This window comes from Corallococcus terminator (assembly GCF_003611635.1).
Taxonomy (GTDB): Bacteria; Myxococcota; Myxococcia; order Myxococcales; family Myxococcaceae; genus Corallococcus; species Corallococcus terminator.
In genome coordinates this window covers 1-20,397 of the sequence record NZ_RAVZ01000171.1, presented here as the reverse complement: position 1 = coordinate 20,397, position 20,397 = coordinate 1, and the positions used below count along the sequence as shown (strand labels likewise).

Annotated in this window: 18 protein-coding genes; 10 read left to right on the top strand and 8 right to left on the bottom strand. The window is 70.6% G+C overall.

Annotated features, from left to right (window positions below; genetic code table 11):
• The coding region (locus D7V88_RS23410; protein WP_372241108.1) for a tetratricopeptide repeat protein at positions 1–826 on the top strand (826 nt) is incomplete at its 5' end.
• An 82-nt stretch (positions 827–908) separates the two neighbouring features.
• On the opposite strand, the gene D7V88_RS23405 is transcribed toward D7V88_RS23410, so the two are convergent.
• A complete protein-coding gene (locus tag D7V88_RS23405) occupies positions 909–1,772 on the bottom strand; it encodes a hypothetical protein (RefSeq protein WP_120542872.1) in 864 nt (287 codons plus the stop codon).
• A gap of 8 nt (positions 1,773–1,780) precedes the next feature.
• Entirely contained in the window at positions 1,781–3,109 is a 1,329-nt protein-coding gene (locus D7V88_RS23400) for a hypothetical protein (RefSeq protein WP_120542871.1), read from the bottom strand.
• A 269-nt stretch (positions 3,110–3,378) separates the two neighbouring features.
• On the opposite strand from D7V88_RS23400, the gene D7V88_RS23395 reads away from it, so the two are divergent.
• The 4 genes from D7V88_RS23395 (at position 3,379) to D7V88_RS23380 (ending at position 8,704) form a co-directional block, all read left to right on the top strand.
• Entirely contained in the window at positions 3,379–5,712 is a 2,334-nt protein-coding gene (locus tag D7V88_RS23395; RefSeq protein ID WP_120542870.1) for an ArnT family glycosyltransferase, read from the top strand.
• Entirely contained in the window at positions 5,709–6,668 is a 960-nt protein-coding gene (locus D7V88_RS23390; RefSeq protein WP_244238334.1) for an ABC transporter ATP-binding protein, read from the top strand. Before D7V88_RS23395 ends, D7V88_RS23390 begins: the two co-directional genes overlap by 4 nt.
• A gap of 2 nt (positions 6,669–6,670) precedes the next feature.
• Positions 6,671–7,471: an ABC transporter permease subunit gene (locus tag D7V88_RS23385; RefSeq protein ID WP_120542869.1), complete on the top strand. Its 801-nt coding sequence runs from the start codon at positions 6,671–6,673 to the stop codon at positions 7,469–7,471.
• Between the two features lie 195 nt (positions 7,472–7,666).
• Positions 7,667–8,704, top strand: a complete 1,038-nt coding sequence (locus D7V88_RS23380) for an SPFH domain-containing protein (RefSeq protein ID WP_120542868.1) — start codon at positions 7,667–7,669, stop codon at positions 8,702–8,704.
• A gap of 64 nt (positions 8,705–8,768) precedes the next feature.
• Here the strand turns inward: D7V88_RS23380 and D7V88_RS23375 are convergent, their stop codons facing one another.
• Positions 8,769–9,305, bottom strand: coding sequence for an FHA domain-containing protein (locus D7V88_RS23375; protein ID WP_120542867.1), 537 nt, complete (start codon positions 9,303–9,305; stop codon positions 8,769–8,771).
• Positions 9,306–9,435: 130 nt separating this feature from the next.
• Positions 9,436–11,190: a chromosome segregation protein SMC gene (locus D7V88_RS23370; protein WP_244238335.1), complete on the bottom strand. Its 1,755-nt coding sequence runs from the start codon at positions 11,188–11,190 to the stop codon at positions 9,436–9,438.
• A gap of 30 nt (positions 11,191–11,220) precedes the next feature.
• On the opposite strand from D7V88_RS23370, the gene epmA reads away from it, so the two are divergent.
• The 3 genes from epmA to D7V88_RS23355 are packed head-to-tail and all read left to right on the top strand — an operon-like array spanning position 11,221 to position 13,759.
• Positions 11,221–12,234, top strand: a complete 1,014-nt coding sequence (gene epmA, locus D7V88_RS23365; RefSeq protein WP_120542866.1) for an EF-P lysine aminoacylase EpmA — start codon at positions 11,221–11,223, stop codon at positions 12,232–12,234.
• Positions 12,234–12,968, top strand: a complete 735-nt coding sequence (locus tag D7V88_RS23360) for a lysophospholipid acyltransferase family protein (protein WP_244238333.1) — start codon at positions 12,234–12,236, stop codon at positions 12,966–12,968. Before epmA ends, D7V88_RS23360 begins: the two co-directional genes overlap by 1 nt.
• On the top strand, positions 12,965–13,759 hold the full coding sequence (locus tag D7V88_RS23355) for an inorganic pyrophosphatase (protein ID WP_120542864.1): 795 nt from the start codon (positions 12,965–12,967) through the stop codon (positions 13,757–13,759). Before D7V88_RS23360 ends, D7V88_RS23355 begins: the two co-directional genes overlap by 4 nt.
• Positions 13,760–13,821: 62 nt before the next feature.
• Here the strand turns inward: D7V88_RS23355 and D7V88_RS23350 are convergent, their stop codons facing one another.
• Entirely contained in the window at positions 13,822–14,568 is a 747-nt protein-coding gene (locus D7V88_RS23350; protein ID WP_120542863.1) for an MmcQ/YjbR family DNA-binding protein, read from the bottom strand.
• A gap of 213 nt (positions 14,569–14,781) precedes the next feature.
• On the opposite strand from D7V88_RS23350, the gene D7V88_RS23345 reads away from it, so the two are divergent.
• Both D7V88_RS23345 and D7V88_RS23340 read left to right on the top strand, forming a co-directional pair.
• The gene (locus D7V88_RS23345) at positions 14,782–16,227 is read left to right on the top strand and encodes a nicotinate phosphoribosyltransferase (RefSeq protein WP_120542862.1); all 1,446 of its coding nucleotides are present in this window, start codon (positions 14,782–14,784) and stop codon (positions 16,225–16,227) included.
• Between the two features lie 51 nt (positions 16,228–16,278).
• Positions 16,279–17,250, top strand: a complete 972-nt coding sequence (locus tag D7V88_RS23340) for a nicotinamidase (RefSeq protein ID WP_120542861.1) — start codon at positions 16,279–16,281, stop codon at positions 17,248–17,250.
• Positions 17,251–17,268: 18 nt separating this feature from the next.
• Here D7V88_RS23340 and D7V88_RS23335 read toward each other — a convergent pair whose 3' ends face one another.
• The 3 genes from D7V88_RS23335 to D7V88_RS23325 form a co-directional block, all read right to left on the bottom strand.
• Positions 17,269–18,381 carry a glycerate kinase gene (locus D7V88_RS23335; protein WP_120542860.1) on the bottom strand — a complete coding sequence of 371 codons (1,113 nt, stop codon included), beginning with the start codon at positions 18,379–18,381 and terminating at the stop codon, positions 17,269–17,271.
• Between the two features lie 115 nt (positions 18,382–18,496).
• Positions 18,497–18,991, bottom strand: a complete 495-nt coding sequence (locus D7V88_RS23330) for a YkgJ family cysteine cluster protein (protein ID WP_120542859.1) — start codon at positions 18,989–18,991, stop codon at positions 18,497–18,499.
• A 61-nt stretch (positions 18,992–19,052) separates the two neighbouring features.
• Positions 19,053–20,204: a class I SAM-dependent rRNA methyltransferase gene (locus tag D7V88_RS23325; protein WP_120542858.1), complete on the bottom strand. Its 1,152-nt coding sequence runs from the start codon at positions 20,202–20,204 to the stop codon at positions 19,053–19,055.
• Positions 20,205–20,397: the final 193 nt, after the last annotated feature.

Here is a 20,397-nt window from a genome sequence, read left to right as displayed (position 1 = left end):
TCCGGAGGGCTGGCGGCGGGAGGACGACGGGCGGGGCCGGCGGGCCTTCTCCAATGGGCTGACCGGCCTGGGGCGCGCCACGCTCGCGGCGGAGGCCATCGAGACGGGCGAGCCCGGGGATGGTTCGGTGCAGGCGCGGCACTTCCGGGATGAAGCGCTGGTGCTCGGCGTGGCGGGGCCGGAGGGGCGCACGGTGTCCGTGGGTGGCCTGGAGCCCGCGTCCCTGGGTGGCCGGCCCGCGCAGCGGATCCGCGCGGAGTTGGACGGTGCCGGGGGCCCCACGCATCTGGTGGCGTGGTTCGTGCCCCGGGGGGAATGGGTGTACCGGCTCGTCTTCACGTGGCCCCATGCCTATCCCGCCTATGGGCGGGTGGTGGAGCGGATGGTGGCGGACGTGCGCTTCGAGGAGCCCGCGGGGCTGCGGATCGCCCGGGCCCGGGCGTTGCTCGTGCCGGGCGTCGCGGGGCCGCTGCGCGAGCTGGGGCATGGGCTGCGGCGGTGGGGGCTGCCGGCGGACGCGGTGGAGCCGCTGGCCTCGGCGGTGCGGCTGGCGCCGGCGCACGTCGATACGCGGGTGGAGCTGGCCCGGGCGTTCTTCGAATCCGGGCAGGTGGAGGAAGGCTGTCACGCCGCGGCGGAAGCGCGCGTGTACGGGCCGTCCGACACGGGCGCGATGGAGGCGGGCGTGCGGTGCGAGCTGGCGCGGGGTGACACGGCGAAGGCCCTGCTGCGGCTGGAGGAGGCCCGCCGCCTGGATCCGCGCGATGCCCGGCTGCGCGCGGCCGAGGGCGCGTTGAAGGCGGCGCTCGAAGCGCAGGCCCCGTAAGGCGGGGGCATGAAGTCCCGGAGAGGACTGTGCCCTCCGCGCAGGGTCCACCCACGCGGGCGGCGAACGCTTCGGTTCGCCTTCAGCGCTCACCGAATGGGCGCACCATGAGCCCGGCGCTCAGCATCGCTTCGTCGCGCCGGGCGAGCCCCGCGTCACCGCGCACGCCCGTGGCCGCCAGACGCAGGGACACCGGCGCGTCATTGACGGCCAGGAGCACGTGCTCCAGCGCCACCTCTCCCCGGGCGCGGAAGTGGGAGCCTCCGTCGAAGTCGAAAGCCCAGCCCACGAGCCCCGTCGCGCGCAGCGCCCAGCGTCCGTCCCGCGTCTCCCAGCCCGTGTCGAGCAGCAGCGACGTGAACGGCGATACCTCGTGTTGGGTGCCGTCCCGGTCGTGGCGCAGGGTGTGATTCGCGGCGGGGCCCACGGCCAGCCAGCCCCACTCGGTGTTCGTTCGCACGGGATCCAACAGCAGGCCCACGCGCCCGGTCTCCAGCGTCCAGCCCGGTCCCTCCCAGACGCGCCGCTCCAGGTGGGCCGCGCGCAGGGACATGGCCACGTCGAAGGGGAAGGGGATGCGCACGGGCCTGCCGAAGGACACGAGGAGCGAACCCTCGTCGACGTGCCTTCGCAGCAGACCGTCATACCCGGTGAAGGTCAGGGCCTCGTGCGTGCCTCCCCGGGCCTCAGTCATGAAGAGGCGGTGTGAATCAAACCAGCTCGAGTCCCCCTTGCTGTTGCTGGTGCGCACCACCCTCAGGAGGATGCCGGTGCGCAGGAGCAGGGCGGCCTCCTCGTCCTGCACGTGGAGCGCGGTGCCCAGCACCCAGCCGGTTCCGGGATCGAAGCAGGTGGGGAACGTCTCCCCGGCGTCCGTGGAGCCCTCGCAGGCCACGTCCGGGGAGGGCAGGGTGCTCAGGAGCAGGGCCAGCGCGAGTGCCACCATCCCCGTGCCTATTCCTTCCCGCCCTGCGCCCCGGGAGCATCACGCCGCGCCGGAGCCCAGAGGGAGAACCGCAGTCCCGCCTGGGCGGACCACTCCCAGCCGGCGGGCGCGTTCGCCAGGTCGTCGCGCCACGTCCCGCGTCCGTCCAGCGTCAGGCTCACGGGCTGGTCGTTGATGGCCAGGGCGATGACTTCGTAGCCCGCGCGCAGCCGCAGCCGTTCCGGGCGCAGGGGCCGGCCCTCCACGCGCTCCGCGAGCAGGACCTTCTGGGCCTCCACGCCGAAGAGCACATGGTGGAAGCCGTCGCGGTCCACCGTGAGGTCCCCCTCCAGCGCAGCGGCGGGCACCAGCGTGAGGAAGTCGTTCGTCCGGTCGCGCTCCACGGTGGGCCCCGCCCGCACGCGCACGTAGGAGACCAGGTCGCGCGAATGCCACAGGTCCAGCGTCGCGTGCGTGGAGCCCAGGGTGAGGAAGTCCGCCTTCACGTCCTCGCGGCGGACCTGCTCGGCGTGGAGCACCTCCAACCAGAAGCCCAGGTTGGCGAAGACGTCGAAGCGCCGGGGCTTGCCGTAGAAGGTCGTCACCCGGAAGAGCGGTTCGTCGCGCTCGCTGCGGAAGTCGTAGCGCAGGAGCGTGGCCTCGAAGGAGGACGCGTCCCCCAGGTACAGCTCCGTGTCCAGGAGCGTCATGCGGTGCAACTGCCCGGGGTCCCCCGGCCACTCCAGGTCCACGCCGAAGTCCACCCGCACGCGGTCGTCGCGCCCCTCGGTTTCACGCAGCCAGCGCGGCGCCCAGGCGCCTCCCACCCGGACGCGCCGGTGCAGGTCGAAGTTGTACTGCAACACCCGCCCGCGCTCGTCGCGGTACCAGCCCGGGGGCGCCTCCGCGATGGCGGGTACCAGCCGGTACGCGCGCGCCATCTCGGCGGGCATCACGTCCAGGCACATGGACACCCGGTCCAGCGGATTGCCTGTCTCGTGCCCCTCCGAGTCCAGCTCCCAGGCGGGGGCGACCTGGCACTCCTTCTTCGGCTCGTCGCACTGCGCGCGCCACTGGCCCGAAGGGACCGCGGGCGTGGACGGGAGGTTCAGGCACAGCACCCTTTCGTCGGGGGACTGGCGGGGCGAGTCCGCGTCCGGCACGGCCATCTGGAAGGCCCACGTGTCCGGAGCCGCTTGCGCGCGGGGCTGCACCAGCGCCTCCACCAGCGCCTTCACCGGAGCGTCCGGCGGAGCTTCGGGCGGAGCTTCTGTTGTGACTGGGGGCACCTCCGCCTCCGGCATCTCCACCTGCCCGAACAGGAGGGCACAGCCCAGGGTCACCGCTGAGACCAGCATCCATTCTCCTCAAGGAGGGCCCCGCGCTGTCGGCCACGCGGGTGCAGCTTGTGACGGGGCGGCCATTACAAGGCCCGTGCCCCCGGCCGGTGGACGGGCTTTCGCGGGCTTGGCCCGGCCGACTGTGCAGGCGCCTGCACACCGCCTGCACAGTCTGGGGCGCGCACTGACGCGAGAATGGCGCACCCCCATCCAGGTCGGTCGACCGGAGGGGATGGGGGGGATATAAGCCCCCCGGCCCCGTGCCTCTCACGAAGGGCCCGTCCCGGATGACGAAGGAGCACGTGCGCGTGGCAAGCGACGGCGAACAGACCCCGCAGCGGGAAGAGACCTTCACCCAGGCCATCCTGGGTGAGGACACCCTGACGTCGGCATGGGCGAAGAAGTGGTTGGCCCTGTCCCTCAGCGCGCGCGTGGTCCTGGCGACCGCGGGCTTCGCGGCACTGCTCTTCGTGCCCTACCTGGGCGCGGTCGGCCTGTGGGACCCCTGGGAGACGCACTACGGCGAAGTCGGCCGGCAGATGATCCAGCGCAGCGACTACGTCTATCCCTTCTGGGAGAACGCGTGGTTCTTCTCCAAGCCGCCCCTCACCATGTGGATGCAGGCGCTGGGGATGAACATCGTCGGCGCCCTCCGGGGCGATGGCGCCATGGGCCTCTACACGGAGTGGGGCATGCGCATGCCCTTCGCGCTCCTGAGCATCGCGGCGGTGTCGCTGCTGTCGCTGGCCGTGGCCCGGGTGGTGAACACGCGCGCGGGTCTGGCCACGGGCTTCGTGCTGGCCACCATGCCGCTGTACTTCCTGCTCACCCGGCAGACCGTCACCGACACGCCCTTCGTCACCACCTTCGTGTGCGCGATGGCGTGCGCGATCATCGGCCAGTTGGACGACACGACGAAGCACCGCGCGGGCTGGTGGTACGGCTTCTATGTCTTCGCGGGGCTGGCCTCGCTGGCCAAGGGCCTGCTGGGCGTGGGCCTGCCCGCGGTCATCCTCATCCTCTACGCGGCCGCCGCCGTCATCCCCTGGGACCGCGAGGGTCTGGAGGCGCACCTGCGCTGGCTCACGAGCGGGGTGATGCGCGCCCAGGTGAGAGCGGGCACCCGGAAGATGCCCGTGCTGTGGGCGCAGATGTACAAGATGAAGCTGGGCACGGGCATCCTCGTGTTCTTCGCGGTGGCGGTGCCCTGGTACCTGACGCTGTGCCTGTTCGACAGCGTGGACGACGAGGGCAAGCTGTTCTGGTACCGCTTCTTCATCCACGACCACCTGAACCGCCTCACCGCGGGCGTGCACACCACCACCCCGGGCGGGTCGTTCACCTACTTCATCGAACAGGGCGGCTTCGCCATCTTCCCCTGGGTGGCGCTGCTGCCCGGCGCGTTCGCCGTGGTGTCGCGGCTCAAGCTGCGCTCGCGCGACAAGGCAGACCACCTGGCGGTCATCGCCGTCGTCTGGGTGGCGTTCGCGTTCTACCTGCTGGCCTCCAGCGCGACGAAGTTCCACCACTACGTGTTCCCGGTGCTGCCGGGCCTGGCCATCCTCATCGCGCTGTTCGTGGACCGGCTGTGGAAGGACGGCGTCTCCGAGCACTCGGTGAGCCTCATCTTCGGCCTGGTGCTCTTCATCCTCGTGGGCAAGGACCTGGCGGAGAACCCCAAGGACTTCACCGACCTGTTCGTCTACAACTACGACCGGCCCTATCCGCAGGACCTGGTCTCCAAGCCCATCGCGTTCTTCGCCTCGCGCCCGCTGTGGATGGGCGACCTGGTGACGCTGGTGCTGCTGGCCTTCGGCGTCTACCTCTCCTTCGAGGCCTTCTCCTCCAAGGACAAGGTGGAGCGTCCGGGCGCATCGCGCGCGGTGGCGCTGGGCCTGCTGCTCACCGGCGTCGCCACGCTGGTCGCGGTGGCCACCCAGGGGCAGGTGTCCGCGATGGGGCTGTGGGGCGTGGCGCTGGTGGCACTGGCGGGCTTCGTCCTCTGGCAGGCGTCGCGTCCGGAGGAGGCGCCGGGCCGCACGATGTTCCAGGTGGTGGGGTTTCTCCTCGCGCTCGTGGGCGTGGTGCTGGCGGTGCGCGGCTTCAAGGGACCGGCCGCCTCGGACTCACTCTTCAAGGCCTTCTCCGGCACCATCAACGTGAAGACGGGCATGGGCTTCGCGTTCGGCGTGGCCGGCGTGCTGGCGGTGGTGGCCGCGCTGCAGCGCTCGCGCGTGATGCTGTTCGGCACGTTCTGGGGGCTGGCCGCGGGCTTCGCGCTCTGGTTCAACTGGGGCCACTGGGTGGACCTGTCCCACCACTGGACGCAGCGCGACCTGTTCTGGCGCTACTACTCCCAGCGTCAGGCCGGGGAGCCCATCGCCGCGTACATGATGAACTGGCGCGGGGAGACGTTCTACTCGCGCAACACGGTGGAGCAGTTCCGCGCGGGTGACGCCAACACGCGCATGCGCCAGTACGCGGCGCGGCCGGGGCGTGAGTGGGCGCTGGTGGAGCACAGCCGCGTGTCCCTCCTGCGCAACGCGGTGGGCACCGACAAGACCGTCACGCTCATCGACCGCGACATCAACAACAAGTTCGTCCTGGTGACCATCGAGTGACGCACTCCCTCCCGGTGCCGCGCGTGGAAGTCCCTCCCCAGGGCGGCATCCGCGTGCGGGGGCTCGCCAAGCGCTTCGGTGAACGCCTCGCGGTGGAGGGGCTCACCTTCGACGTGCGGCCCGGAGAGGTGTTCGGCCTGCTGGGCCCCAACGGCGCCGGCAAGACGACGACGGTGCGCATGCTGACGGGCCTCCTGCGTCCCTCCGAGGGCGACGCGGAGGTGTGGGGCCACTCCGTCACGCGCGACGGCGAGTCCCTGCGCAAGGTGGTGGGCCTGCTCACCGAACAGCCCGGCCTCTACGACCGGCTCACCGCGCGCGAGAACCTGCGCTTCTTCATGAAGCTGCATGAGCTGGACGAAGCCACCGCGTGGCCCCGGGCCCTGCACTACCTGGAGCGCTTCGGGCTGGGCGGCCGTGAGAACGAGGCGTGCGGCGGCTTCAGCAAGGGCATGCGCCAGAAGCTGGCCATCGTGCGCACGCTGGTGCACGACCCGCGCGTCATCTTCCTGGACGAACCCACGAGCGGCCTGGATCCGGAGTCCGCGCGCACCGTGCGCGACGCGGTGGCGGAGCTGGCGTCGGAGGGGCGCACCATCGTCCTGTGCTCGCACAACCTGTCGGAGGTGGAGCGGCTGTGTGAGCGCGTGGCCGTGGTGCGACGGCGGCTCCTGGCGCTGGGGCCGGTGCGTGAGCTGCGCCGCTCGGGTCAGGCGCTGGACGTGCGCGTGGAAGGGGACGCGGAGGTGTTCCGGCCCGCGCTGGCCCGGCTGCCCTTCGCGCCCAACGTGCTGCTGGAGGGCGGCCGCCTGCGGGTGATGCTGGCGGACGAAGCGCAGGCGCCCGACGTGGTGGCGTGCCTGGTGGCGGCGGGCGCGCGCGTGCACAGCGTGGTGCCGTCGCAGCGGCCGTTGGAAGAGGTGTACCTGGATCTGCTCAAGGACGGGGTGGCGTGAGCATGGCGTTCCGACCGCGACGGGCAATGGCGGTGTTCTGGAAGGACTCGCTGGACCTGCGCAAGAACCTGGGCCTGCTGCTGTCCATGGGGGTGCTGCCGCTGGTGATGGTGACGGTGCCCATCGGGGTGGTGTGGACGTACGTGTCGCAGCCGGACCATTCGGACCTGCGCACCGTGGCGCTCTTCTACGACCCCACGCTGCCCCTGGGTGCGAGCGCGGCGCGCTTCCTCATCGACAAGTCACTCACCGACTGGTTCGGCATGTTCCTGGTGATGCCCGTCTTCATCCCCATCCTCATCGCGTCGCAGAGCGTGGCGGGGGAGAAGGAGCGCCGCACGCTGGAGCCGCTGCTGGCCTCGCCGGTGTCGGCGGCGGAGCTGGTGATGGGCAAGAGCCTGGCGGCGCTGGTGCCGGCGGTGCTGATGACCTGGTTCGCCTTCGCGCTGTTCTGCGTGGGCGTGGACATCGTGGCGTGGCCGCTGGTGCAGGGGCCCCTGATGCCCAACGCGCTGTGGGGCTTCGGCGTGTTCGTGTTCGCGCCGCTGTTCGCCTTCTTCGGCAACGGGGTCGCGGTGCTCATCTCCGCCCGGGTGGCCGAAGCGCGCATGGCGCAGCAATTGTCCGCCCTGGTGGTGCTGCCGCTGGTGGGCATGGTGGGCGGGCAGGTGGCGGGCGTGCTCAAGGCGGACCTGGGGTACTACGCCATCCAGGCAGGGGTGGTGCTGGTGCTGGACCTCATCCTCCTGGTGGCCAGCATTCGCGTCCTGGACCGGGAACGTCTGGTCAGCCGCTGGGGTTGAACCACTGGCGGGTCGGGGACTGGACTCCCGGTGGGCTGCCAGACGGGCAGGGGCTCGTGAAGCTGTTATGTTCCGGGTGGGACGTCGGGTCGGAAGCGGAAGCGCTTTCGTACCGGTGGCCATGCATTTAGGGGATGGGGTTACGGAGCTTTGAAGACCTGCCGCCCAGGCGGCCACGGAGGCGCTGAAACAGACATGGGGATCTTCGACAGCATCAAGGGCGAGGCGAAGCGGAACTTCATTGCCCGCGCGGACGAGGCGAAGGGCGAGATCGTCTACAAGTATCCGGAGAAGAACGTCCGGATGATGACGCAGCTCACCGTCGACGCCGACGAGGTGGCGCTGTTCGTCAAGGACGGCAAGGTGGAGGGCAAGCTGGGGCCCGGCCGTCACCAGTTGGACACCAGCAACATCCCGTTCCTGGGGAAGCTGATTGAGGGCTTCACCGGCGGCAACATGTTCATGGCGGAGATCTTCTTTGTCTCCACGCGTGAGCACACGGGCGTGAAGTTCGGCGGCCCCATCGGTGACGTGCGCGACCCGGAGACGGGCCTGGGCATCGGCACCATGGTGTACGGCGACTTCTCCATCCGCGTGACGGAGCCGGAGAAGCTGGTGGTGGGCCTGGTGGGCATGGGCCGCGCGAGCAACGAGGAGTTCCTGGGCTGGTTCAAGGGCCAGGTCCTCAAGGTGACGCGCGACCGCACCGCCGAAATGCTGGTGAAGAAGAAGTGGCCGCTGCTGGATGTGACGAGCGGCGCCTACCTGGAAGAGATGGAGGTGGAGATCCTCGCCGGCCTCAAGCCGCACGTGGACAGCTACGGCCTCACCATCGTCCGGATGGGCAACTTCCACGTCAGCATCAAGCCCGAGGACGAGGCGACGCTGAAGAAGCTGTCCAAGGACGTGGCGTACTCGCGGCTGGCGGGCGGCTTCCAGCAGTACGCGCAGGGCCAGGCGATGCTCGGCGCGTCCGAGGGCATGGCCAAGGGCGGTGGCGGATCCGACGGTGCCCTGCAGGGCATGGGGATGGGCATGGGCTTCGGCATGGCCCAGCAGTTCGCCAACCAGCAGCAGCAGCGGCCCCCGCAGCCCGCGGAGGCGGCGGCGCCCGCGGGCGACACGCGCAGCCCGGCGCAGCGGCTCAAGGAGATCAAGGAGCTGAAGGACGCGGGCGTGCTCTCCGATGAGGAGTACGCCGCCAAGCGCACGGAGCTGATGAAGCTCCTGTAGTCCCAAGGCTTCGGGAGTACCCGAGGGCCCTGTCTCCCAGGTGGAGGCGGGGCCTTCGTCGCGTTCAGGGGGAGGGCGTGCCGGGCGCGGCGAGGCGCAGGTGTTCGTGCAGCGTCTCCGCGCGCAGGTAGAGGAACTGCACGTCGCCGAAGGCCAGCGTGGCGCCGTCGTGGAGCATCACCTGGGCCTTGTAGCCCAGGGGGGCGCCGTTGATGAAGGTGCCGTTCATGGACTGGGCGTCGCGCACCGCGAAGTCCCCGGAGGCGGCGTTCCAGCGCAGGGTGGCGTGGTGCAGGGACACGGAGAGTTCGGGAACGACGAGGTCCGCTTCGGAGCGGCCCACGGTGAACTCCTCGCCGTCCTGGTTCGGCTGGAGGAAGTGCACCTCCAGGTTGTCGAAGTCGCGCAGCATCGCGAGCAGCCGCTCCGCCATGCGGGAGCGGTGCGCCATGCCCACCGTGCGCGCCCCGATGAAGTGGGGCGTCGGATCGCGGAAGGCGGCCTCCACCGGCTGCTGGATGAGGGCCACGGAACCGGAGGCGGCCCGGAACGACTCCAGCGAAGCCTCCGCGAAGGGACGAAGCTGATTCACGGACACCATGGCCCGGAACCCTACGTGCTGGCAGCGGGGACGGGAAGTGCCGTCCAGTGCCAGCCCTGGAGGGAGGTCCCGCGGACATCCCGGATGGATTTTTGCTGGCTGCCTTGAGCGCGGGGCGCGGCGGGCACGCCTACGACGGCACGGACGCGGAGGTGGAGGACGGCTTCACGTGGGGCGTCGCGGACGGCTTCACGGCGGGCGGCGGCTCCGTGGGCGCGCCGGGCGTCGGTGCCGGGGGAGTGTCGTCCAGTCGGCGCAGGTCCAGCTTCATGGGCACCTGGAGCGTGGTGCTCAGCCGCAGCAGCAGCACGTCCGGAGCGAGCCCGTTCTCTCCAATCGCCTGGGTGACTTCGCGCGCGGAGGGCGCGCTGCCCCGGGCCCAGAGCTCCTTGAGGAACGCGCCCGCTTCCGGTGCGTGCCACCACGCCGGACCGAAGCGCGCCTTCAACTGCCCCTGCAACTGGCCCGCGAGGAACCACGCCCGGAAGCTGTCGGCGGACTGGTAGAAGTCCTCCTGCTCCACGAGGTAGCGCTCCACGTCGTCCTCCGTCATGGGCATGGCGCCCGCACGCGCCATCAGCGCGCGGTACAGCTCGCGCGGATCCACCTCCACGCGCCGGTGCAATTCCAACTGGTAGAGCAGCCGGCCCGCCGCGTGACGGATGAGGTACAGCTTGTGCGCGCTGGAGGCCGCCAGGAACTGGGCGCGCTTGTCGTTGTCCCCCAGCACGCCCGCGTGCTCCTCCAGCCACACCGGGTCCTCCAGCAGGTCCTCGAAGAGCGCGGAGTACGCCTCGCCCACCGTGGGGTTGCCCAGCCGCGCCAGCTCGAAGCGGGGCTCCTGCGTGAAGGCCACGTGCAGCAGGTGCCCCACCTCGTGCAGCACGCGGCCCTGGTGCAGCACGCCCGTGCCGGGCTTGAACGACAGCCGCACGTCGGAGGGCACGCGCACCGCCATGGCCAGGGGGCGCGGGTTCTTCCGGGGCAGGTCGCGCGCATCCACCTTCACGTTGGGCAGCGCGGCCAGGTCGATGCCCAGCCCCGCCACCGTGGCCTGGGCCTTCGCCAGCGATTCGCCCTTGGGGAACGCGTCCTCCACCTCGCGCGAGCGGAACAGGCGCGGGATGTCCGCGCGGGTAATCTGCGCGAAGGGCAGTCCCAGCTCGCGCTGGGAGAGCCGCTCCATCACCTGCTTGTACGGTTCCTGGGTGGCCTGGAGCACCTCCTCCGCCAGTTGCGACAGCCGCTCCAGGTCCGCCTGGCGCAGCTCGCTGCCGAAGGCCTCGTAGGACTCGAAGCCCATCTGCTTCACCAGCTCCTCGGTGCGCTCCGCCTTGCGGTACAGCGTCTGGTTGAGGCGCGTGAGCGCGGGCGTGGCCGCCGTGTAGAGCGCCTTGCGCTTCGCCGCGCTCTTCTCGTTGGCGAGCAGCCGCTCCATGTCGCGGTAGCGCACCTCGCGCCCGTCCACGCTCAGCCGCAGCGCGGACTCCAGGTTGGCGGAGGCGTCGTTGTATTCGGCCAGCTCGCGCGCCAGGAACTCGCCGGCGAAGTGGCCGTGCAGCGAGGTGAGGGCGCGCAGCTCGCGCGGGTCCTTCGTCAGGTGCCGGAGCCGGTCGATGCGCCGCAGGTTCTCCAGGCTGAAGAGGACCTCCTTGCCGGTGTACGTCGCCGCGATGTCCGCGACCTTGCCTTCGGTCCAGAAGTCCCACACCAGCCGGTGCTGCTCCTCCAGGAGCAGGGCCGCCTCCGTGGCCAGGGCGTTCACCTCCCCGGTCAGTTGCTGCTCCTCACTCAGAGGGGGGACTGGCGCCGCGGGCGGGGCCTTGTGACAGGCGGCCAGCAGACAGAGTGCGGCGGCGAGGAGGGCGGGAATCCTTGGGGACATGAGGCCGCCCATGTTACTTCCGACCTGCCGATGCCCAACGTAAACCCATGGCGGGCGGCCCGGGGACGCCAGGGCCTGTATTCCGCCCTGCGCCAGTTCTTCGCCGGCCAGGGATACCTGGAAGTCGAAACGCCCCTGCTCGTGCCCACGCCTGGCATGGAGCCGTACATCACCGCCTTCGAGGCCCCCTTCGTCCCTGAAACGGACCTGGGCAAGGCCCGCACCCTGTACCTGCACACCAGCCCTGAGTACGCGATGAAGCGCCTGCTCGCCGAAGGGGCCGGGCCGCTGTTCCAGATCTGCAAGGTGTTCCGCAACGGCGAGGTGTCCCAGACGCACAACCCGGAGTTCTCGCTGCTGGAGTTCTACCGGCCGCACGCGGACTACCACGCCATCATGGACGACCTGGAGGGCGCGCTGGTGGCGGCCGGGGCGGCAGCGGCCACCGCGGGTGAAGGGGCGCCGGGCGCGGATCCTTCGTTCTTCACGCGCACCCCCTACGAGCGGGTGACGGTGCGGGATGCCGTGCTCAGGGCCACGGGCGTGGACATCCGGAAGCACGCGGACGGCCCTTCGCTCAAGCGGGCGGTGGAGGCCACGGGCGTGCGCACCGGGGACGCGGAGTCCTTCGACGACGTCTTCTTCCACCTGTTCCTGCAGAAGGTGGAGACGGGGCTGGGACACGAGCGGCCCACCTTCCTCATCGAGTACCCGGCCTCCATGGCGGCCCTGTCCCGGCTGAAGCCCGGGGACGCCGCGGTGGCGGAGCGGGTGGAGCTGTACGCGAAGGGGCTGGAGCTGGCGAACGGCTTCTCCGAGCTGACGGACGCGGTGGAGCAGCGTGCGCGGCTCCTGGAGGAGCAGGATTTGCGTCGGCGGTTGGGGCGCTCCGTGTATCCGCTGGACGAGCGCTTCCTGGAAGCGGTGGGGCGCATGCCTCCGGCGGCGGGCATCGCCGTCGGACTCGACCGGATCCTCATGCTGCTGCTGGGGGTCCAGCGCATCGAGGACGTCCTCTTGTTCCCCGCACACGGGTTCGTCTGATGCGCAAGCTGCTCCAGACGGTGTTCGCCGGCACGGCCGCGGTGGGGCTCACGGGCGCGGCGTCGGCGACGGTGTCGGTGCTGTCCGGGTTTGATCCGCTGGCGGCGGACAAGGTGCTGCGCGCGTGGGGCCGCTCGTCGCTGGCGGCGGCGGGCGTGCAGCATGAGGCGTACGGGCTGGAGCACATCCCGGAGGACGGCAACGTCGTCTTCGTGTGCAACCACCAGTCGCACTTCGACGCGATGGTGAACTTCGCCCACATCCGCAAGCACACGCGCTACGTGGCCAAGGCGGAGCTGTTCAAGATTCCCGTGTTCGGCCGGGCGATGCGGCGCGCGGGCAACATCCCCGTCCAGCGCACCGGCGGGGCGGACGACAAGGCGCGGCTGTCGGAGGCGGTGATGGCCGTGCGCGAACGGGTGAGCGTGCTGTTCTTCGCGGAGGGCACGCGCAGTCCGGACGGGGAGCTGAAGCCGTTCAAGAAGGGCGCCGCCACGCTGGCCATCCAGGCGCAGGTTCCGGTCGTACCGATGGCGCTCTCAGGGACGCGGCTCATCCTCCCCAAGGGAGGCCGAGCGGTCCGCTGGGGACAGCGGGTGGCGTTGGTGGTGGGCAGGCCCGTGCCGACGCAGGGGCTGACGCTGGAAGACCGGGACACCCTCACGCGACGCCTGGAAGAGGCCGTCGCCGGGCTCTATGCCGAGGCGCGAGAGCGCTCGGGAGACACGCCATGAAGAAGTCGAACCAGACCACGTTCCAAAGCCACCCCTGGCACGGCATCTCGCCGGGTCCGGAGTCTCCTGAAGTCGTCAACGCGTACATCGAGATCGTCCCCACGGACGCGGTGAAGTACGAGTTGGACAAGGAGTCCGGCATCCTCAAGGTGGACCGCCCCCAGCGCTTCAGCAGCCAGTGCCCCACGCTCTACGGGTTCATCCCGCAGACATACTGCGGCGACCAGGTGGCGAAGCGCTGCGCGGAGCGCACCGGCTACAAGGACATCCACGGCGACGGGGATCCCATCGACATCTGCGTGCTGACGGAGAAGGTCGTCTCCAACGGCAACCTGCTGGTGCACGCGGTTCCCATCGGCGGCTTCCGGATGGTCGACGGCAACGAAGCCGACGACAAGATCATCGCGGTGCTGGAGTCCGACCTGGTGTACGGCGAGCTCCAGTACATCGCGCAACTGCCGCGCCCCCTGCTGGATCGCCTCAAGCACTACTTCCTCACCTACAAGCAGATCCCTGGTGAGGGAAAGCGCAGCGTGGAGATCGCGGAGGTCTACGACCGGTCGGAGGCGCTGGAGGTCATCCGCCGCAGCATGCGCGACTACGACAAGCTCTTCACGGAGCCGGAGCCGTCGAAGCCCTCGCGCAAGGCGGCTTCCGCACCGGCGCCCCGTCGCAAGAGCGCTGCCAGCAAGACGCCTGCTAGCAAGAGCGCTGCCGGCAAGAGCCCGGGGAGCAAGGCCCCGTCGGGCAAGGGCGCGACGGGCAGGAGCGCGGGCAAGGGCTCGAAGTAGTTCCCTGCCCAAGGCGCGCGGAAGGGTGGCGGTACGCCCTCCTTTCCGCGCGGCCTCGTGGGCTACGAGCGGCGCGCGCGCTTCGGCGCCGCGGCGGGGGTGCGCTTGCCCCGGGCAGGCGCCGCGGCCTTGCGGGTGGGCGCGACCTTCTTGGCGGCGGCCGGCACCTTCTTCGCGACCTGCCTGGCCACGGACTTCACGCGCGAGGCGGCCTTCTTGGCGGCGGACTTCACCTGGGCCACGACCTTCGTGGCGGCCTTCTTCACCGGGGCCACGACCTTCTTGGCGGCCTTCTTCACCGGAGCCGCGACCTTCGTGGCGGCCTTCTTCACCGGGGCCGTGGCCTTGCGGGTGGCGGCGCCCGCGCGGGCGGTGGCGCTCGCACCGCGCTTGGCGGCGACGGGCTTGGAGGGCTTGGAAGCGGGGCCGGGCACGGTGGTGCCGCGCTCGGGCAGTTGGCTCACGAGCTTCTTGGGCGCGATGGCGCGGTAGCTCTCATCAATCCACGCCTTGATGACGGGCACCGGCACCTGCGCGGCCGCTTCGAAGTGGGCCGTCACCCAGCCGCTCTTGCCCAGGCCGTACTCGGTGGGCTCCGTGAAGGGCAGCGTGAGCGCGGCGTCCTTGGAGTCGGGCAGCTTGGCGGAGAGGTTCAGCTTCTCGCCTTCCACGGTCATGAAGAGGAAGGTCTTGTCGTTGACCTTCATCGCGCGGTGGCCCCAGGGGAAGTCCTCGTGGGCGCCGGGGTAGCTCAGCGCATGTTCGCGCAGTACCGCTTCGACCTTCTGCGTCTCGTTCTCTGCGGGCATGGGCACCTTGGCTTCGTTGTGAGTCCGGACAGCTTAGCCGGACCTGTCGCGGCGGGCGTATTCCCAGATGTGTTGGTCCGTGAAGAAGCGGGTGACAGGACACCCGTGCCTCGCCCCCCGAGCTTCTTCACCCCGCATCCTTCCGGACGCGTGGCATTAGGTAACGGGGGGGCGTGACGCATAGTCTTTGGGTCAACAAGGAGCCCTGCCGCAATGTCTCAGTCGCTGCTCGCCACGGATGGCTACAAGTTCAGCATGGCGGAGGCCGGCTGGCCCCTGCGGAAGGAGACGTTCTACTACTCGCACCGCAAGGGCGGGCCCCAGGTGATGCCGCTGGACCTGGAGGCGTACGTGCGCCGGCTGCTGCCCGTGCCCCGGCCGGAGGACTACGCCTTCCTCGCCCAGCACGACTACGAGATGGGCGTGGGCTTCAAGGCGGCCATCCTGCGCACGGAGCGCTTGTCCGTGCGCGCCGTCCCCCGGGGCGCGGTGTTCCTGCCGCGCGAGCCCATCCTCACGCTCACCGGCTCCTCCGCGCTGGTGTCATGGCTGGAGCCGCTGCTGCTCCAGCTCAACTACCGCATCCAGGTGGCCACCCAGGCGTTGCAGGACCGCGAGGCGCTGGCGCGCTCGCTCACCACGGTGACGTGCGAGGAGGAGAAGCGCATCGCGCTGGAGACGCTGGACCAGGTGGGCGTGAAGCCCTTCCCCATCCGGGTGGACACGGAGGGCTACCTTCAGCGTGTGCGGACGCAGGTGAAGGAGCTGGTGGACATCGTCGAGGACCCGGCCCGCATCTTCGAGGTGGGCCTGCGCGCGGCCACCTGCCTGGAGCAGCACGAGCTGGCGCTCAAGGCCTGCCAGGACGCGGGCGTGCAGCGCACGAGCAACGTGGAGGGCGCTCGGGTGCTGGGGATGATTCCCGTGGGCACCATGGGCCACGAACACGTGCAGCGCTACGGCTCCGACGACGCGGCCTTCCGCGCGATGCATGAGCGCCGGCCGCAGCGCTCCAGCTACCTGCTGGACACCTTCGACACGCTCACGTCGGGCATCCCGGCCGCGTTCAAGCTCATCTCCGAGGAGCCCCAGGGCGGGGACTCCATCCGGTTCGACTCCGGCAACAAGAAGCTCCAGTACCTGTACGCGGTGACGCGCGCCCGGGACATGGGCATCAAGCCGGTGCTCATCCTGGAGGACGGCCTGGACGCGCAGATGACGCGCGAGTTCGAGGAGCTGCGCAGGCAGGTGGGCTGGGAGCCGACGGCGCAGTTCTACGGCTACGGCGGCCACATCGTCGCGCGGACGATGTCGCACGCGATGACGCGCGACAAGGTGGCGGCCGTCTACAAGCTGACGTGCACGGGTGCGTCGCCGGTGATGAAGTTCGGCAACGAGCTGACCGAGGGCAAGCAGAGCGTCCCCGGCACGCCCATCATCTTCCGCCGCCGCACCGGCTCCGGGCCTCTGGGACTGGTGGGGCAGGCGGGTGAGGCGACACCCCAGGGCTACTTCCCGCTGATGGAGTCGGAGGCCGGGACGCCGTCGCTCGCGAGCGTGGAGGGCGTGGCGCCGGAGGAGCAGCGCATCGGCTACACTGCGACCACGCAGGCGCTGGTGGAATCGCTCACGCGGCGCCACTTCCCGCAGGGCCGCTGACGCTTCCGGTAGGACGGAGCGGGCGGTGCCTGACGGTCTGGAGACGACGTCATGTTTCTGCCCCTCCCCGGGTTTCTCGACATCCACCGCGTCGGTGAGCTCTACCTGGAGCGCGTCGCGGAGGTCTCCGCGGAGGCCTTCCGCTACGCCGCCGAGAACCGCGTGCGTCCGGCGCGCGAGGACCCCATCCGCGTCGCGGCGTTCGGCATCGACGTGCAGGTGGGCTTCTGCCTGCCCGGCGCGCCCCTCTTCGTCCCCGGCGCGGTGGATGACACCGCGCGCGCGCTGCTGTGGCTGTACACGAACATGGCTCACATCACGGAGCTGGTGTTCTCGTTGGACACGCATCGCGTGTTTCAAATCTTCCACCCGGCGTGGTGGAAGGACGCGGAGGGCCGTCCGCCCGAGCCCATGACGGTCATCACCGCGAAGGACGTGCGCAGTGGCCGCTGGCGCCCCACGCGTCACCCGCAGGAGAGCCTGTCGTACTGCGAGCAGTTGGAGGCGAGCGGCCGGTACGTGCTCAACATCTGGCCGTACCACTCGCTCTTGGGCGGAATGAGCCACGCGCTGGTGCCGGCGATGTACGAGGCGAGCCTCTTCCACGCGCTCGTGCGCGACACGCCCACCCGGTTCGACCTGAAGGGCGAGAACCCGCTGACGGAGAGCTACTCCGTGATGTCGCCGGAGGTGAAGGAGGTGAAGGGCCAGCGCGTGGGCGAGTTCAACCAGGGCCTCATGGATCACCTGATGACGTTCGACCGCGTGTATGTCTTCGGGCAGGCCAGCTCCCACTGCGTGCTGTCCACGCTGAGGGACCTGCAGCAGTACCTTGAGCGCACGGATCCGTCGAAGCTGTCGCGCATCCACATCCTCGAGGACGCGATGAGCCCCGTGCCCGCGCCCCCGTTGAGCCCGCTGCCCGCCGCGCTGGACTTCCCCCGCCTCGCGAAGGAGGCACTGGAGAGCTTCCGCGCCTCGGGGATGCGCGTGGTGCGCACGACGGACGGGGTGGGGGAGTAACGGCAGCGGAGGGGCCGGCTACCGACCCAGCCGGCCCGTCGCCCACCGTGCCGTCGCTTCGCGCAGGGTGTCCTGCGCGCTGGCGCCGGGGCGGGCCTGGGCGTTGAGCTCCACCACGTCGCGGAAGAGCGACAGGTCCAGCAGGGCGTCCGCGTGCACGCTGCCCGTGAAGAGCACCACCTGGGTGCCGTGCTCGCGCGCCAGCCTCGCGAGCGCGCCAGGGCCCTTGCCCAGCCACGTCTGCCGGTCGAAGCGGCCCTCTCCGGTGAGCACCAGGTCCGCGAGCAGCACGCGCCGCTCCAGCCCCAGCGCCCGCGCCACCAGCACGTAGCCGGACGTCAGCTTCGCGCCCGCGATCGCCGCCAGTCCGTAGCCCATGCCGCCCGCCGCGCCCGCGCCAGGAGTGGAGGCGGCCGCTTCACCCGCCACGCGCGCGAAGTGGGTCAGCGCCGCTTCCAGCTCCTCCACCGCCTCCGGTGATGCGCCCTTCTGCGGACCGAACAGGCGCGCGGCGCCGTCCTCGCCCAACAGCGGCGTGATGACGTCCGTGGCCCCCAGCAGCTCCACCTTGCCCAGGCGGGGATGCCGTGCGTCCGACTCCACGCGCACGAGCTTCGCGAGGGCCGCGCCTCCCGGGGGCAGCGGGTCTCCGCGCGCGTCCAGGAAGCGGTAGCCCAGCGCCTCCAGCGCGCCCTTGCCGCCATCCGTGCTCGCGCTGCCGCCCAGTCCGACGATGAGCCGCTCGCAGCCCTCGTCCAGGGCCGCGCGGATCAGCTCGCCCGTGCCGTACGTGCACGCGGCGCGGGCATCCCGTGCTTCGGCGGGCACCAGGGACAGGCCCGACGCCGCTGCCATCTCCACCACCGCCGTGCGGCCATCTTCCAGTCGGGCCCACGCGGCCTCCACCGGCGCGCCCAGGGGGCCTCGCACGGTGCGCAGCCGCCGCTCGCCGCGTCCGCCCGCGAGCAGCGCGTCCACGGTGCCGGGACCGCCATCCGCGAGCGGCGCCACGTCCAGCACCACGTCCAGTGACGCCTGCCGCAGCCCTTCCGCCATGGCGACCGAGGCCTCGGCGGCGCTCAGGGTGCCCTTGAACTCCTGGGGCGCGATGAGCCAGCGCGGACGGATCACGTGGGCAACCCCGTCGGTGCGCAGGGCGTGGAACGGAGCACTGCCGTGAAGGGGGGCTTCGCGAACACGACGGGACTCCGGTGGGCGTTCCGCCACCGCGTCAGCAGCATGGACTTCACGGTTCCTCCCGGGCCGGGGCGGTACGTGCCTCGGCATACCATTCCAGGAGGGGACGGGGGCTCTGGAGCGACGGCATCACCCGCTGTGAAATGCGCTCCAGCCGGAGCAAGAAGCGCGTCACCTCTTCGGCGGGCTGCCGGGCCGGGCCGCGGATCCGTTCACAGAAGAATGTCCGACAGCCGAACGGCCGGTCCTCGTACACCGTGCAGCGCTTCCCCGCGGCGTCCAGGAAGGGACAGCCGCCATCCGCGCGGGGCGGGGGCAGCTCGCGGCCCCGGGAGAGGACTTCCCATTCGGGACGCCACAGCCAGGGCTGCCGCTTCGTGGTCGCCAACTGGCAGCATTCGCCGCTGGCGGGGCAGGAGTAGGGGACGTACGCCGTGTCCGCCTGCCGGTAGACGGTGCGCGTCTCCTGCATGGCGCGCTCCATCTCACGCGTACCGGACGCGGGGGCTTCGTCGTCTGCGTCGTCCCAGTCCCGGCGCGCCATCCCTTGAACCGTTCTCGCACGTCGGGGCCCGAAGGACGGACCCCTTGGGTCCTACCCTAACTCACAGCATGCGCAGCACGAAACATTTGAGGTAGCGCGTCTCGCGCAGGTTGAGGAGCACGGGGTGGTCGCGACCCGCGCCGCGCCGTTCGATGATCTGCACCCGGCGCCGCGCGTCCGAGGCCGCGGAGGCGAGCATGTCCTCGAAGGCCTGTTCGTCCACGTGGTAGGTGCAGCTTGCCGTCACGAGGATGCCGCCCGGGCGCAGGAGCTGGAAGGCGCGCAGGTTGAGCTCGTTGTAGCCGCGCACCGCCGCCGGGATGGCGTCCTTGTTCTTCGCGAAGGAGGGTGGATCCAACACGATGGTGTCGAAGCGCTTGCCCTCGTCCACCGCGTCGCGCAGGAAGTCGAACGCGTTGCCCGTCACCACGTCCAGGTTGGTGAGCTTGTTGGCCTGGGCGTTCTCCTTGAGCTGCGCGGAGGCCGCGTCGGAGATCTCCACCGCGGTGACGTGCTTCGCCTTCGTGGCCAACTGGAGCGCGAAGCCGCCCACGTAGCTGAAGCAGTCGAGCGCGTCGCCGAAGGCGTAGTGCGCCGCCATCACGTGGTTCTCGCGCTGGTCGAGGAAGGCGCCCGTCTTCTGACCGTCGAGCAGGTCCGCGCGCATGCGCACGAGGCCCTCGTCGAAGGACACGGGGCCCGGGGGCAGCGTTCCGCGCAGGAGGCCCTTCTCCGGCAGCAGGCCTTCCAGGTGGCGCACGCTCACGTCGGAGCGGTTGACGATGCCCTTGGGGTGGAACTGCTCTTCCAGCAGGTCCGCGATGAGGTCCTTGCGCTGCTCCATGGCGGGCACGAGGAACTGCACGCTCAGGTAGTCGCCGTAGCGGTCCACCACGAGGCCAGGCAGACCGTCCGCCTCACCGTGCACCAGCCGGTACGTCGTCTCGCCGGGGAGCGCCAGCTTGCGCAGGGCCTCCGCGGACTGGAGGCGCTTGCGGAAGAACTCCACGTCCACCGCGACGTCGTCGTTGGTGAGCCAGCGCAGGGAGATCTTGGACACCTTCGAATAGAAGGCCTTGCCCATGAACCAGCCACGGCCGTCCACCACGCGCACCACTTCGCCGCCCTGGAGGCCGGGGTCGCCGTTGAGGTCCGCGCGGTAGATCCACGGCGGGCCGGCCTGCCAGCGATCGCTGCCGCGGCGCAGCAGCATCACCTGGGGGGTGCCATCGGGGCCCAGGTCGGGCGTCGTGCGGTCGGGGTGGTGCTTCTCCGGACGCGAGCCGGGCCGCCCGCTCCCAGGAGGATGGGCGCCTGACCTCGCGCCTCCGGAAGACGCGCCACCTGGCCTCCCGCGTCCGGGAGGAGGGGAGCCGGGCCGGCCGGAGCGTGGGGGAGGTGAGGGC